General features: G+C 72.4%; 16 protein-coding genes. 7 read left to right on the top strand and 9 right to left on the bottom strand.

Going from position 1 to position 14,430, the window contains the following annotated elements; genetic code table 11:
- Positions 1-854: CopD family protein (locus M878_RS82270; RefSeq protein WP_023551727.1), on the top strand; the 854-nt coding region annotated here is incomplete at its 5' end.
- Positions 855-861: 7 nt separating this feature from the next.
- On the opposite strand, the gene M878_RS82265 is transcribed toward M878_RS82270, so the two are convergent.
- From M878_RS82265 to M878_RS82240, 6 genes are all read right to left on the bottom strand, one after another.
- Positions 862-1,908 (bottom strand): zinc-dependent alcohol dehydrogenase family protein, encoded by a 1,047-nt coding sequence (locus M878_RS82265; protein WP_023551726.1) that lies wholly within the window; start codon positions 1,906-1,908, stop codon positions 862-864.
- Between the two features lie 118 nt (positions 1,909-2,026).
- Positions 2,027-2,737 (bottom strand): VIT1/CCC1 transporter family protein, encoded by a 711-nt coding sequence (locus M878_RS82260; protein ID WP_031226525.1) that lies wholly within the window; start codon positions 2,735-2,737, stop codon positions 2,027-2,029.
- Positions 2,738-2,806: 69 nt separating this feature from the next.
- Positions 2,807-4,063, bottom strand: coding sequence for an amidohydrolase family protein (locus M878_RS82255; RefSeq protein ID WP_023551724.1), 1,257 nt, complete (start codon positions 4,061-4,063; stop codon positions 2,807-2,809).
- A gap of 23 nt (positions 4,064-4,086) precedes the next feature.
- The gene (locus M878_RS82250; protein WP_023551723.1) at positions 4,087-5,409 is read right to left on the bottom strand and encodes an amidohydrolase family protein; all 1,323 of its coding nucleotides are present in this window, start codon (positions 5,407-5,409) and stop codon (positions 4,087-4,089) included.
- A gap of 12 nt (positions 5,410-5,421) precedes the next feature.
- Positions 5,422-6,306 (bottom strand): SDR family NAD(P)-dependent oxidoreductase, encoded by an 885-nt coding sequence (locus M878_RS82245; RefSeq protein ID WP_023551722.1) that lies wholly within the window; start codon positions 6,304-6,306, stop codon positions 5,422-5,424.
- Positions 6,306-7,103 carry an acetoacetate decarboxylase family protein gene (locus M878_RS82240; RefSeq protein ID WP_023551721.1) on the bottom strand — a complete coding sequence of 266 codons (798 nt, stop codon included), beginning with the start codon at positions 7,101-7,103 and terminating at the stop codon, positions 6,306-6,308. The genes M878_RS82245 and M878_RS82240 overlap by 1 nt, the downstream gene beginning before the upstream one ends.
- A 116-nt stretch (positions 7,104-7,219) precedes the next feature.
- On the opposite strand from M878_RS82240, the gene M878_RS82235 reads away from it, so the two are divergent.
- The 6 genes from M878_RS82235 to M878_RS82210 all read left to right on the top strand — a co-directional run bounded on the left by M878_RS82235 (position 7,220) and on the right by M878_RS82210 (position 12,989).
- Positions 7,220-7,879, top strand: a complete 660-nt coding sequence (locus tag M878_RS82235; protein WP_031226523.1) for a TetR/AcrR family transcriptional regulator — start codon at positions 7,220-7,222, stop codon at positions 7,877-7,879.
- A gap of 113 nt (positions 7,880-7,992) precedes the next feature.
- Positions 7,993-8,985, top strand: coding sequence for a DEDDh family exonuclease (locus M878_RS82230; RefSeq protein WP_031226522.1), 993 nt, complete (start codon positions 7,993-7,995; stop codon positions 8,983-8,985).
- Between the two features lie 115 nt (positions 8,986-9,100).
- The gene (locus M878_RS82225) at positions 9,101-9,334 is read left to right on the top strand and encodes a hypothetical protein (protein WP_078630460.1); all 234 of its coding nucleotides are present in this window, start codon (positions 9,101-9,103) and stop codon (positions 9,332-9,334) included.
- Between the two features lie 49 nt (positions 9,335-9,383).
- Positions 9,384-10,175, top strand: coding sequence for an SURF1 family cytochrome oxidase biogenesis protein (locus M878_RS82220; RefSeq protein WP_023551717.1), 792 nt, complete (start codon positions 9,384-9,386; stop codon positions 10,173-10,175).
- A gap of 268 nt (positions 10,176-10,443) precedes the next feature.
- Positions 10,444-12,228 (top strand): glycoside hydrolase family 15 protein, encoded by a 1,785-nt coding sequence (locus M878_RS82215; protein ID WP_023551716.1) that lies wholly within the window; start codon positions 10,444-10,446, stop codon positions 12,226-12,228.
- A 5-nt stretch (positions 12,229-12,233) separates the two neighbouring features.
- Positions 12,234-12,989: an SDR family oxidoreductase gene (locus M878_RS82210; protein WP_023551715.1), complete on the top strand. Its 756-nt coding sequence runs from the start codon at positions 12,234-12,236 to the stop codon at positions 12,987-12,989.
- A gap of 34 nt (positions 12,990-13,023) precedes the next feature.
- Here the strand turns inward: M878_RS82210 and amaP are convergent, their stop codons facing one another.
- The 3 genes from amaP to M878_RS99060 form a co-directional block, all read right to left on the bottom strand.
- On the bottom strand, positions 13,024-13,605 hold the full coding sequence (gene amaP, locus M878_RS82205) for an alkaline shock response membrane anchor protein AmaP (protein ID WP_031226520.1): 582 nt from the start codon (positions 13,603-13,605) through the stop codon (positions 13,024-13,026).
- Positions 13,606-13,610: 5 nt separating this feature from the next.
- The gene (locus M878_RS82200) at positions 13,611-14,222 is read right to left on the bottom strand and encodes a DUF6286 domain-containing protein (protein ID WP_023551713.1); all 612 of its coding nucleotides are present in this window, start codon (positions 14,220-14,222) and stop codon (positions 13,611-13,613) included.
- Positions 14,222-14,430: Asp23/Gls24 family envelope stress response protein (locus tag M878_RS99060; protein ID WP_483414721.1), on the bottom strand; the 209-nt coding region annotated here is incomplete at its 5' end. The genes M878_RS82200 and M878_RS99060, both read right to left, overlap by 1 nt.

Raw genomic sequence — 14,430 nt, 5'->3', positions numbered from 1 at the left:
CCGCGGCGCCGGGGGCCGGCGGCATCGGGCTGCTGCGCGCGGTGCTGTTCGCCGCGGTGAGCGTGCCGCTCGGCGAGCTGTTCGTGCACCGGCTTGCCCGGCGCCTGCCCGGCGTTCCGCCCGAACGGCCGTGCAGCTGGGCGCCGTTCGTCACCGCCGCCGGCTTCGTGGCCGCGCTGGCGCTCGCCACGGTGGTGTCCGCCGGCAATCTGATCCCGCACCGCCTCGGCCAGCTCGACGTCGGCGGCCTGTACGGCTCCCGCGACGGCAGACTGGCGCTGCTGGAGGTCAACGGCCTTCTGGTGGCGGCGCTGTGCGCGTTCTCCCGGCGCCCGGCGGCACAGGCGTGGCCGCTGGCCGCGGTGGTCGTAGCGGAGGCCCTGCGCGCGCATCCCTCGACCGAGCAGAGCCCCCTGGCCGGCTCGGGTCTGGCACTGGTGCACCTCACGTGCGCGGTGCTGTGGACCGGCGGTCTGCTGCACACGCTGCGGCTGCTCAGGCTGTGGCAGGGCGACCCGGCCGGGGCCGCACTGCTCGCCCGCTACGCGCGCGTGGCGGCCGTTCTGCTGGCGGCCATCACCGCGACGGGCGTGTGCAGTGCGCTGCGCCGCATGCCGTCGGCCACGATCCTGGACCAGCTGACGACGACGGCGTACGGACGCACCCTGCTGGCCAAGGTGATCCTGGTCGCCGCCGTCGCGCTGCTCGCCCTGTGGGCACGGATCCGGCTGGGCCGCGCCGCCGACCCGCTGACCGCGTACACGCCCGCGCGGGCCGAGGTGATCGCCCTGGGCGCGGTCGTCGCGGCCTCGGGCCTGCTCACGGCACTGCCGCTGCCGATCCGCTGGTCCTAGCGGCGATCTAGCCGTTGGTGACGAGCACCTTGAGGGCGGTGCGCTCGTCCATCGCCTTGTAGCCGTCGGGTACGCCCTCGATGCCGACGGTCATGTCGAACACGGGCGAGGGGTCGATCGTGCCGTCCAGGACGTCGGGCAGCAGGTCGGGGATGTAGGCGCGGACCGGGGCGACACCGCCGCGCAGGGCGATGTTCCGGTCGAACATGACGCCGAGGTCGAGGCCGGTGCCGCTGCCGTGGGGCACGCCCACGAAGCCGATCGCGCCGCCGTCGCGGGTGATGTTGACTGCCGTACGCATGGATTGTTCCGTACCGACGGCCTCGACAACGGCGTGCGCGCCCTGGCCGCGGGTGAGTTCCCGGACGGCCTCGACGGCCGCGTCCCCGCGCTCGGCGACGACGTCGGTGGCACCGAAGCGACGCGCGATGCCGGTACGGACCTCGTGCCGGCCCAGCGCGATGATCCGCTCGGCGCCGAGCCGCTTGGCGGCCAGGACCGCGCACAGGCCGACCGCGCCGTCACCGACGACGGCGACCGTGGCGCCGGGCCGGGCGCCCGCGCCGAGGGCCGCGTGGTGGCCGGTGCCGAGGACGTCGGAGAGGGTCAGCAAGGCGGACAGCAGATGGTCGTCGGAGGCCGCTTCCCTGGGCAGCTGGACCAGCGTGCCGTCGGCGAAGGGCACACGCACGGCCTCGCCCTGGCCGCCGTCGTAGCCGACGGAGCCCCAGAAGCCGCCGTGCTCACAGGACGTCGTCAGGCCCTCGCGGCAGTAGTCGCAGACGCCGTCGGACCACATGAAGGGCGCGACCACCAGGTCACCGCGCTTGACGGTGCTCACCTCGGAGCCGGTCTCCTCGACGATGCCGAGGAACTCGTGCCCGATCCGCTGGCCCGGCTGCCGGGCCGCCTCGCCGCGGTAGGCCCACAGGTCACTGCCGCAGATGCACGCGCGCAGCACCCGTACGACGGCGTCGGTGGGCAACTGCGCCACGGGCTCGGGGACGTCCTCCACGCGCATGTCGTACGGGGCGTGGATGGTGGTGGCGCGCATGGCGAGGGTCCTTCTCGTGCGGAGTCGTACGGTGCGCTCCGGGGGTGGTCGAGCGCACTTCACGGTACGACGGGGCAGGTGCGCACCGCTCGGCGAGGGTGCCTTCGCAGCGGGACGGTCAGACGCCCGCCGCGCCCAGCAGGCTGCCCGCCGCGTAGGTGACACCCATGGCCAGCGCCCCGCCCACCACGTTGCGCAGGACCGCCCGCTTCGGGTCCGCCGAGCCGAGCCGGGCGCTGGCCCAGCCGGTGAGGACGAGCGCGGCCAGGACGGAGACGACGGTCACGACCAGCCGCCAGCCGGCCGGGGGCAGCACGATGGCCAGCAGCGGTAGCAGCGCGCCCGCCGTGAAAGCCAGGAAGCTCGCCCAGGCCGCGTGCCAGGGGTTGGTCAGCTCGTCCGGGTCGATTCCGAGCTCCACGCGCGCGTGCACCCGCAGCGCGTCGCGCGCGGTGAGCTGTTCGGCGGCCTCCCGGGCCACCTCGCGGGACAGTCCGCGCTCCTGGAGCAGCGTGGTCAGCTCCTGCAGCTCGGCCTCCGGCTGCTCCCGCAGTTCCCGTCTCTCCACGGCCAGCGCGGCCACCTCGGAGTCGCGCTGGGTGGAGACGGAGACGTACTCGCCGGCCGCCATGGACATCGATCCGGCGAGCAGGCCGGCGAGTCCGGCGGTGAGCAGGGCGGACCGGTTGTCGGTAGCGCCGGCCACGCCGACGACGATGCCCGCGGTGGAGACGATGCCGTCGTTCGCACCGAGCACGGCGGCCCGCAGCCAGTTCAGCCGCGAGCCGAGCGCGCCCCCGTGGGGCTCTTCGTGCATGGGTTCGGTCACAGCAGGGAGGATCGCACCCCACGGGCCGCCCGCGCCGCACCGACGCTCCCCCGCCGTCGACGCCGGCCGTCACCACACCCGAAGCGACGCCCCTCGGGCGAACACCGGGCTGGTCGCGTCCGCCGGGGGTTCCGGGAGGGGTTCGGCGACCTCGGTCACCGTGGGGCCCACCTTCGCCGCGATGGGGTCGAGGAGGGCGAGGTCGAAGCCGTAGACGCGGGCCGCGTTGCCGCCGAGCATGGCGGCCAGCTCCTCGCGCGGAACGCCCGCGTAGGCGAACCGCAGTGCCTCGCGGGTGTAGGGATGGGTGCCCTCGTCGTGCGGGTAGTCGCTGCCCCACATGATCTTGTCGACACCGATGCGTTCGCGCAGCGGCACCTCGTGCGGGCGCATGAAGCTGGCGCCGACGAAGCAGTGGTCCCGCCACACCTGGGAGGGCGCCGCGCCCATGCCGGCGGCCAGACCGGTGCCGAACCTGGCCTCGGCGGTGTCGGCCTGCGAGGCCGCCGCGACCAGGCGGCCGTGGTAGTAGTCCAGCATGCCGAGCACCCCGGGGATCCAGCCGGAGCCCTGTTCGGTCAGGACCAGTCTCAGCTCGGGATGGCGGCGGAAGGCGCCGCCGAACACCAGGTGCCACAGGGCGCGGTGGGAGAACCAGGTCGTCTCCACCATGAAGACCGCGCGGGCGGCCGGTTCCGCGCCGAGCGGCGGGGAGGCCGAGCCGGCGTGGTGGTTGACGGGGACGCCGAGTTCCGCGCACGCGGCCCAGATCGGGTCGTACTCCGGCGAGTGCAGCTCGGGCAGGCCGGAGCCGGGCGGGGTGCCGGGCAGCATCAGCCCGCCTCTCAGGCCTGCCGAGGCGGCCCAGCGGATCTCCTTCACCGCCTCCTCGACGTCGCCCAGCAGGATCTGGAAGACGCCAGCGCGTCGGCCCGGCGCCGCCGCGCAGAAGTCCGCGAGCCAGCGGTTGTGGGCGCGCAGTCCGGCCCAGCGGCGTACGAAGTCCTCGGCGGTGGGCGGCGGGGCCATCAGGGAACTCGACGGGAAGAACGGCGGGATGGTGTTCGGGAAGATCACCTCCGCCACGATTCCGTCCGCCTCCAGCTCCGCGAGGCGCCGCTCGGAGTTCCAGTTGCGGTCGGCGGAGTCGGCGAGCAGGTCCTCGTGGGGGTTGACGTAGGTGGCCGCCCAGACGTCGAAGTCGTCGTGGTGACGCTTGTCCAGGTACGGCTTGTAGTCGAGGAGGTCGGCGCCGGCGTGGCAGTCGGCGGAGATCACGGTGTAGCGGTCGTCGCTCGTCGGGTCACCCCCAGAAGTGTTGTTCATCAGGTCACCCCCAGAAGCGTTGTTCATCGGGTCACCCCCGGCACCGGAAAGCCGGGGCCGGTCCCCAGCACCGGGAAGTCGTGGTCCGTCAGCCAGTGCCGGCCCGTCTCGCGCGAGCGTGCCCAGGACGCCTCGACGGCCGTCTGGTCGGCCGGCTGGCCGAGGTCGGCGGGGGTAGGGCCGATGCGGCGGGCCAGGGGCGCGAGCTTCGCCACGTCGAAGCCGAAGACCTCGGCGGCGGCGAGGCCGAGCATGCGGCGGGTCTCGGCGACGGGAATGTCGTGGAAGGTACGGCGCAGCCACGCGCGCGTGTCGGGCCAGGTGCCCTCGGGGTGCGGGAAGTCGCTGCCCCACAGGATGTTGTCGACGCCGATCTCGTACCGCTGGGCCAGCTCGCGCCGCTTGGTGTTGGTGGCGCAGACGAAGATCTGCCGGTCCAGGTACTCGTGCGGCGGGCGCTTCAGCTCCTGGAACGGGGAGAGCTTCTTGCCGCCGTGCGCGCCGAGGTAGAGACGGTCCATGAACCACAGCAGGTTCGGCAGCCACCAGCAGCCGGACTCGGCGACGCCGAAGCGCAGCCCCGGGTGGCGTTCGAAGACGCCGGACCAGAGCAGGAACCACAGGGGCCGGGCGGGCCACCAGGTCACCTCGCTCACAAAGATGCCGAGGTGGTCGCCGTACTCCTCGCGCGGGGCGGCGCCGGAGTGGGTGAGCACCGGCATGCCGCACTCGGCTGCGGCCGCCCACACGGGGTCGTAACGGCGGTCGTGGTACGGCTCCTTGCCCGCCCACATGGCCGGGATCATCAGGGCGCCGAGGCCGGACTCCTTGGCCCGGTGGATCTCGGCGACGGCCTCGGAGACCTCGCCGGTGATCGGCAGCAGGGCTACTCCGCAGTGCCGTTCGGGGTGTGCGGAGACGAAGTCGGCGAGCCAGCGGTTGTGGGCCTGCGCGCCCGCCATGCCCAGCTCGGGGTCCTGGTCGCCGGAGAGGCCGAGGCCCACGCCGAAGGGGGCGGCGGTACGGCTGTCGACGGCGTCGGCGTCCGGGAAGACCACCTCGGCGGCCACGCCGTCCCCGTCCAGCTCCTTCATGCGCTGCGCGGTGTCCCAGCCGCCTCGCAGGCCTTCCTCGTTGTCCCTGAACCACCGGTCGGCGAAGTCCTCGTTGCGGATGCCGAGCCGGGTCATCTCCTCGCGGCGCCGGTCGCGGCCCGCGAGGAACTCGTCGAAGTCCCGGTGGAAACGGGACTCCAGATAGGGCCGGTACTCCTCGGTGGGCAGCCCGGCGTGGCAGTCGGAGGAGATGATCAGATACGGGTCCCCGCCAAGAACAGCGTCGGTCATCACGGTCCCCTCTCAGTCCAGGACGAAGCTTTCGAGGTACGACGGGTTCGCCCGGTCCAGCATCGAGCGGGACCGCGCGCGGATCTGGGCGTCGCTGTGCTCGCTCGCCGGCAGCAGCCAGAAGCGGTCCTCGCGGATGCCGGCCACGACGAGGCCGGCGACCTCCTCGACGGGCGTGAAGCGGACCTCCTTGCCGGCCGCCCACATCGCCGCCTCCCACTGGTCGAGGCTGCGGTACGGCGTCCTGCGCGGGCGCTGTTTCGCATAGCGGGCGGGGCGGTTGCGGTGCGACTCCCACAGGCCGGTGCGCAGCATGTGCGGGCCGGGGAAGAGCACCGAGGCGCCCACGCGCGCGTGCTCGGCCTTCAGATGGGCGTAGAGGGACTCGGTGAGGGTGACGACGGCTGCCTTGGTGACCGCGTACACGGAGGCGGTCGGCAGCGGTGCGATACCGCCGTCGCTGGAGGATGTATTGACCACATGACCGGGTTGACCCGACTTGATCATCCTGGGTACGAACGCCTGGACGCCATGGAAGACGCCCCACACATTGACGGCGAAGGCCCACCGCCAGTCGTTCGGGTCGTGCTCCCACATCCGGCCCTCGGCGCCCGAGCCGACGCCCGCGTTGTTGCACAGGACGTGCACGGCGCCATAGGTGTCGTACGCCGCCTCGGCCAGCTCCATGACCTGGGCGCGTTCGCCGACGTCGACCAGGCGCGCGTGGACGTCCGCGCCCTCGGCCCGCAGGTCCGCCGCGGCCTTGTCCAGGGCGGTCTCCTCCACGTCGGCGAGGACCACCTTCAGGCCCTCGGCGGCGAACCTCCGGGCCATCGCGAGCCCGATCCCGCTCGCCGCGCCGGTGACGACGGCGACCTGTCCGGCCTGGAGGTCCATCACGAACTCCCCTCGGGCGGCGCGTCGAGGATCTGCAGCGGATCGTCGTAGCGCTGGTGGATGTACGGCAACAGGGCCTGGGCGTCGACCCGTTCGACGACCCGGCCGCTCTGGTCGCTGGTCTTCTCGCCGATGGTGATCTCGCGCAGCCGCAGCACCGGAAGGTCGGCCACGGGGTCGTACGCCGACTCGCGCAGGACGACCTCCCCGGTGATCCGCTCCAGCCTGCGCACCTGCTCGTGGCGCACGCAGTGCACCAGCACCGGGTCGGTGTCGAGGCCCGAACCGTCCACGGCGGGGAGGAACTTGAAGTAGAAGTCGGTCTTCCGCGAAGGCTCCGGCAAGGGCAGCTCGCCGCCCACCGTGCCCTGCACCTCGACGAACGCGATGCCGTGCCGGGACAGCGCCGCGCGCACGCCCGGGCCGTCGCGTTCGACCGTCACCTCGCCGAGCTTCTTGGGCTCGCCGAAGACCTCTCGCCCGCCGGTGAGGGCGCGCTCCTGGGTCATCGGCATGACCAGCGGATACCAGCCCTCGACCGTGCCGTGCACCGCGGCGACCGCGAACGAGCCCGCGCCGAGCGGGTATCCGGGCAGGTCGACAGTGCTGATGTTCACCCGCGCGAGCGGGCTTCCGGTGGGTTTCAGGGGTGGCGGCAGCACCGCGGCGACCGCGTCCGGGTCGGTCTCCCAGACGGCCACCACTCCGGTGGACCAGATGCGGGGAAGCCGCGCGCTCGCGGTGCGGGTCGCGGCGATCTCCCGCTCGGTCCGTGCGCCGTACCGTACGCGTGCCATAGGTCGTACCGCCCTTCTTCCGACGGGTCCTTCCTGACGGTCCGTCACCTGTAACACAGTTACAGCAGACCTTGTGCGGGGTAAAGACACGCGTACGGACGAGAGTTGGGGGGATCATGGCGGGCGGGACGAGAAGTGCGCTGACCCGGGAGGCGGTGCTGGAGGCCGCCGCCGGTCTGGTGAAGCGGCACGGGCCGGACGCACTCACCATGCGGGGGCTCGCCGCGGCGCTGGATACGGCCGTGACCTCGATCTACTGGCATGTCGGCGGCCGTGAGGCCCTGCTCGACGCCCTCGTGGAGCGGACCGTGGCCGAGCTGGGCGAGATCCGGCCCTGCGGACGCACACCCGAGGAGCGCGTGGCCGGTGTCGCGCGCGACCTGCGCCGGCAACTGCGCGACCATCCGCATCTGGTGGCCCTGGTGCACGAGCGGGGGCTGACCGAGCGGATGTTCCTGCCGGCCCAGCGGGTGCTGGTGCGTGAGGCGCACGCCGCCGGGCTGCGCGGTGCCCGGGCCGCCGAGTTCGTACGGGCCGTGCAGTTCCAGGTCGTCGGGCATGTACTGGTGGAGCGCAACCGCGAGCGGGCACCGGCACAGCACCCCGACGAGCGGGAACTGTGGAGTACCGAGACCGCCGGGGACGACCCCGTGCTGGCGCGTGCGCTGGCCTTACCGGTGGACACGGAGCGGCTCTTCGAGACGGCCACAAGAGCGCTGGTACGGTCGCTGCTGGCACCGACTTCGCCCACCTGCCCACCCGACTCGGCCGGCTGATGGGCACAGGACAGGCACACACGCTCGAGGTCCGAACAGTCAGGCGACCCGGCAGGGCGGCGGACAGCCCTGAAGGACAGGACTGTCAGTCGTGGCCCGTATCCTCAGTGACCATGCTCGAAGACCGTGCGACCGCAGTGTCCTCCCCCACCCAGTGGCCGGCCGCGTACCCGAAGGGATACGCGGTCGTTGACGTGGAGACCACCGGCCTGGCCCGGGACGACCGGATCATCTCGGCGGCCGTCTACCGGCTGGACGAGCGCGGCGAGGTCGAGGACCACTGGTACACACTGGTCAACCCGGAGCGCGATCCGGGACCCGTGTGGATACACGGTCTGACGAGCGAGGTGCTCGAAGGGGCTCCGCTCTTCGCGGACATCGCCGAGGAGTTCGCGGCCCGGCTGGACGGCCGGGTGCTGGTCGCGCACAACGCCGTCTTCGACTGGCAGATGATCGCGCGGGAGTACGCGCGCGCGCAGCGCGAGGCGCCGGTGCGTCAGCGGCTGTGCACCATCGCGCTGTCGAAGGAGCTGGAGCTGCCGCTGCCCAACTTCAAGCTGGAGTCGCTGGCGGCGCACTACGGCGTCGTACAGCGGCGGGCGCATCACGCGCTGGACGACGCGCGCGTGCTGGCGGAGGCGTTCCGGCCCAGTCTGCGGGCGGCCGCCGCGGGGGGCGTACGGCTGCCGCTGCTGGAGTGCCGGCCGCTGACGGAGTGGTCGGACCGTCCGGTGCCCCGGCAGTCGTCCGGCGGATACGGGGGCTACGGCGGCTACCGGTCGGGCAGTTGGCGGCCCTCCCGCAGAAGGCCCGCATGCCCCTACCCCAATCCGGGTCGCTACGAAGACGGCAAACGCCTCAAACAGGGCATGCGGGTGGCGTTCTCCGGCGACACCTCCGTCGACCGCGAGCTGCTGGAGGACCGGGCCACCGAGGCCGGTCTGCATGTGGCGTCCAGCATCTCCCGGCTGACCAGCCTGCTGGTGACCAACGACCCCGACTCGGGCACGTCCAAGGCGGCCAAGGCGCGGCAGTTCGGCACGCCGGTCGTCGACGAGGCCGCGTTCGGGCAGCTGCTGCGGGATGTCGAGCCCGCCGGCGAGTGAGCGTACGCATGCGAGTGATCACGCTGATGAGAGTGATCGTACGAATGAGTGATCGGCACACGACTCACCCCGAACCCGCTCGCCCTGGTGCCGGCTACGGCCCACCCTGTGGCGCATGGCGAAATGTGAGGTTTGCGGCAATGACTACGGGATGACCTTCGAGGTCCATGCACAGGGCGCGGTTCATGTGTTCGACTGCTTCTCCTGTGCGATCCACCGCATGGCACCCATCTGCGAGCACTGCCGGGTGCAGATCATCGGCCAGGGCGTGGAGGCCGACAGCAAGTTCTACTGCGGCGCCCACTGCGCCCGCGCCGATGGGCAGGTGGGGATCGTCGACCACGTCTGACCCGGTACCCGCCTGAATGCACCCCACGGCCCGGAGGTAACGTCGTGGGGTGCACCGCTACCGCTTCCTGTTGTCCCGCCAGTGGGTGATCCTCACCATCGTCGCGATCGCGCTGATCCCGACGATGATCAGGCTGGGCTTCTGGCAGAAGCACCGCTACGAGGAGCGCACCGCGCGCAACGACCTGGTCTCCTCGGCGCTGCACGCCAAGCCGGTCCCGGTCGAGCGGCTGAGCTCCCCGGGGCACACCGTGACCCGCACCGAGAAGTACCGCACGGTCACCGCGACCGGCACCTTCGACCCCGCGAAGGAGGAAGTGGTCCGGCGCCGGACCAACTCCGACAACGAGGTCGGCTTCCATGTGCTCACCCCGTTCGTCCTCGGCGACGGCAAGGTGCTGCTCGTCAACCGCGGCTGGATCCCCGCCAACGGAGCCCAGACCGCCTTCCCGAAGATCCCCGCCCCGCCGGCCGGCCGGACCACCATCACCGGGCGGCTGATGGCCGACGAGACGACCGCGGCGAGCGGCATCAAGAACGTCCAGGGCCTCCCCGACCGGCAGATCATGCTGATCAACAGCACGGAGGAGGCACACCGGCTCGGCGCGCAGGTGCTCGGCGGCTACGTCGAGCAGACGGGGCCCCAGACCGATTCCCCGGAGCAGATCTCCGACCCGGGCAGCGAGGACGCCCCGCTGAACTACGCGTACATGATCCAGTGGTGGCTGTTCGCCGCGGCCGTCCCGGTCGGCTGGTGGTTCCTGGTCCGGCGGGAGATCCGCGACCAGGAGGAGGCCGCCGCGGAGGCGAAGCCGGAGGAGACGGAACCGGCCGCCGTATAGGGCCTGTCCGGCGGATCGTGCCGCAGACGGGGGGCCGGCTCGCCCTCCCCCACTGCCTGAGGGCGTGGGGCACCCCCAGCGGCATTGCCGTCGGTCCCCGACTCCCCCCATCGCCGCCCGCTCACCTGCGCTGATGAGGCGCCGCCGATGTCCTGCCCCTGATCCGCCGGACAGGCCCTGGCTCCGCCGTATCGCCACGCACACGGGCCCGTCACTCCCCCGGCGCACCACCTGGTTGCCCCTCCGGCCCGCCGGGAAACCGGATCCCGTGAACGCGCGCATCGAGGACTACGCCCTCATCGGCGACGAGCAGACCGCCGCGCTGGTCGGCAGGGACGGCTCGATCGACTGGCTGTGCCTGCCCCGCTTCGACTCCGGTGCCTGCTTCGCGAAGCTGCTCGGCAACGAGGACCACGGGTACTGGCGGATCGCACCCAAGGGGGCCCGTGTCTGCACGCGGCGCGCCTACCGGCCCGACACCCTCGTCCTCGACACCGAGTGGGAGACCGACGAGGGCACGCTGCGCGTCACCGACCTGATGCCGCAGCGCGACCGCGCGCCCGACGTCATGCGCATCGTGGAGGGCGTCAGCGGGCACGTCACCGTCCACAGCACCCTCCGCATCCGCTTCGACTACGGCTCGATCATCCCGTGGATGCGCCGCTCCGACGGCCACCGGGTCGCAGTCGCCGGACCGGACTCGGTCTGGCTGCGCACCGAGCCGCACGTGCACATGTGGGGCGAGGACTTCGGCACCCACTCCGAGTTCACCGTCGGCGAGGGCCAGCGGGTCGCGTTCGTGCTGACCTGGCACCCCTCGCACGAGCCCCGCCCCCCGCTCGTCGACCCCTACAAGGCGCTGAGCACCAGCGTCCACGGCTGGCGGCGCTGGGCCACCCGCTGCCGCTACGACGGGCCGTACCGGGACGCCGTCGTACGCTCCCTGATCACGCTCAAGGCCCTCACCTACGCCCCGACGGGCGGGATCGTCGCCGCGGCCACCACCTCGCTGCCCGAGGAACCGGGCGGGGTGCGCAACTGGGACTACCGCTACTGCTGGCTGCGCGACTCCACCCTCACCCTCGGCGCGCTGCTCCACGCCGGCTACCACAAGGAAGCCGAGGCCTGGCGCGACTGGCTGCTGCGCGCGGTCGCGGGCGACCCGGCGGACCTGCAGATCATGTACGGGCTGGCCGGTGAGCGCCGGCTGCCGGAGTGGGAACTGCCCTGGCTGCCCGGCTACGCCGACTCCGCGCCCGTACGCATCGGCAACGGCGCCGTCGGCCAGCTTCAGCTGGACGTGTACGGCGAGGTCCTGGACTCGCTGTATCTGGCGCGCGACGCGGGCCTGCCCAGCAAGCCGCACATGTGGGCCATCCAGCGCTCGCTGATGACGTTCCTGAAGTCGTCCTGGCAGCAGCCCGACGAGGGCCTGTGGGAGGTGCGCGGCGGCCGGCGCCAGTTCGTGCACTCGAAGGTGATGGTGTGGGTGGCCGCCGACCGCGCCGTACGCACGCTGGAGAAGCACCCGGAGCTGGAGGGCGACGCGGACGGCTGGCGGGCGATGCGGGACGAGGTGCACCGGGAGGTGTGCGAGCAGGGCTACGACTCCCGGCGGGGGACCTTCACGCAGTACTACGGCTCGCGCGAACTGGACGCCGCCCTGCTGCTGATCCCCCGGGTCGGCTTCCTGCCGCCCGACGACCCGCGCGTCATCGGCACGGTCGACGCGATCCGCGCGGACCTCGGCCACGGCGGCTTCGTGCGCCGCTACGACACCGACGCCATCGGGGTCGACGGGATGCCGGGCGGCGAGGGCGCCTTCCTCGCCTGCTCTTTCTGGCTCGCGGACGCCCTGCACATGACCGGCCGCACCGCCGAGGCCCGGGCACTCTTCGAGCGGCTGGCGTCGCTCACCAACGACGTGGGACTGCTGGCGGAGGAGTACGACCCCGAACTGGGCCGCCAGGTGGGCAACTTCCCGCAGGCCTTCAGCCATATCGCCCTGGTGAACACCGCGCTCACACTCTTCGGGGACGAGCAGGCAGGATAGAGGCCATGGATCTTGGACTGAAGGACCGGGTGTACGTCGTCACCGGGGCGACCCGCGGGCTGGGCAACGCCGCCGCACGGGAACTCGTCGCCGACGGGGCGAAGGTCGTGATCAGCGGCCGGGACGAGAAGCGGGTGGCCGACGCCGCCGCCGAACTGGGCCCGAACGCGGTCGGTGTGGCCGTGGACAACGCCGACCCGCGGACTCCGGAGCGGCTGATCGCGGCCGCCCGTGACGCCTTCGGCGCGTTCGACGGCGTGCTGGTGAGTGTGGGCGGGCCGGCGCCGGGGTTCATCGCGGACAACACCGATGAGCAGTGGCAGAACGCGTTCGAGTCGGTGTTCCTCGGTGCGGTGAGGCTCGCTCGCGCGGCGGCTTCCGAGCTGGAGCCGGGCGGGGTCATCGGGTTCGTGCTGTCCGCGTCGGTGCACGAGCCGATTCCGGGGCTGACCATCTCCAACGGGCTGCGGCCCGGACTCGCCGGGTTCGCCAAGTCGATCGCCGACGAGCTGGGGCCGCGGGGGATTCGGGTACTGGGGCTGCTGCCTTCGCGGATCGACACGGATCGCGTGCGCGAGCTGGACGGGTTGTCCGCGGATCCTGAGGCCACCCGGGCCGCGAACGAGGCGCGGATTCCGTTGCGGCGGTACGGGGCGCCGGAGGAGTTCGGGAAGGTCGCGGCGTTTCTGCTGTCACCGGCGGCTTCCTATCTGACGGGGGTCATGTTGCCTGTGGACGGGGGCATGCGGCACGGGTTCTAGCGTGCGGGTTGCGCAAGTGCTCGCGCCCGGACTGTCAAGTGACCCTCTCCGCACGGTGCTTGACCGCTCTCAGTCGTATCTCTGCCGGCAGAGACGGGAGCCGCGCTGACTGGCGGGCGTGGGTCAAGGCCCGGGTCGTGAAGTCGTTCAGGGCCGTCGACGGGTCCACGTGGGGCTCCAGCTGGAGCCAGATTTTCGCCGTGGGTTTCGTGCGGCGGCCGCGCAGGAGGATCTCCGCGTGGGCCACGCCCTGCTGCTGGACGGCTTCCTGGGCCAGGGCCGACTCCAGGGCGCGGCCGCGCAGGAGGGCGGACTCGCCGTCGCCGGTGTCGATGAGGATCTCGGTGAGCCGGCGGCGGCGCAGGAGTGTGATCAGCCACCACAGGGCGAGCAGGACGAGGACGGCCAGGGTGGTGAGGACGGCCGGCCACCACCAGCCGGCGCCGCGCCAGTGGGTGCGTTCGGCCCGGGTGAGCAGGACGTCGTGCGGGCCGGTGTGGATCCACCAGGAGGGCGCCGGTGCGCCCAGGCCGACGGCCAGGACCGATCCGCCGAGCGCGAGCAGGAGCAGGCCGACGAGGGCCAGCAGGACACGGTGGAGACGACCCCTGTGCATCGCCGTCACCCCTTCCGCGCGGGCCGTGTCACATGGACGGACAGCACGGGCGGCCGGCCGAGGCCGAGGCCCCGGACCGCGTCCGTGAGCACGGTGTCCAGGTCGGCGCGTACGTCGTCCAGGTCACGGAAGTGCGAGACGACACGGACGTCGGCCTTCCTGCGGCGCATCCGCACCCGCACCGACCGGACCCCGGAGATGTCCATGGCCCGGTCGCGCAGCAGAAGCGCCGCCGCGTCACGCCGGAGTGCGGCGCGGACGTCGGGGTGTGGGCGCCGCATGGGCAGCAGACCGCGCAGACCCGGCGTGGCCGCGAGGGCGATCAGCCAGAGGCCGAGTGCGACGGCGACGGCCGCTCCGGTCAGCACCCAGGTGTCGTCCAGGGGCCGTTCGGCCAGTTGCCGGGCCAGTGCGCGGCGCCAGTGCATCGCGGGGCGGTGGGCGCGTACGGCGGCGATGTCGTACAGCAGGAGGCCGGCGCCGGCCAGCAGCAGTGCCGCGACGACGGCGGCCGGGACGCGGCGCGCTGACCAGAAGCGGCCACTGCTCTCGGCGGCGGGCGGTGTAGGGGTGGGGTCCTTGTGGAGCGTCTGGATGATCGTCTGCGGCTCGCTCATCACGCCCTCCCGTGCGGTGCGGGGTGCAGCCGTTCCACGTGTACGGCGACCTCGGCCACCGCCATGTCCACCAACGCGCCTACCCGCTCGGCGACATGACGACGCACGGCGGCGCAGTGCGCGCCGATGTCGCAGGGGTAGCCGAGTTCGAGGTGCACGTGTACACGGGCTGTTTCCGTGGAGGTCCCCCCGTTCGAGCGAAGCCGGG

It is taken from the genome of Streptomyces roseochromogenus subsp. oscitans DS 12.976, assembly GCF_000497445.1.
Taxonomy (GTDB): Bacteria; Actinomycetota; Actinomycetes; order Streptomycetales; family Streptomycetaceae; genus Streptomyces; species Streptomyces oscitans.
This window is presented reverse-complemented; position numbering and strand designations above follow the sequence as displayed.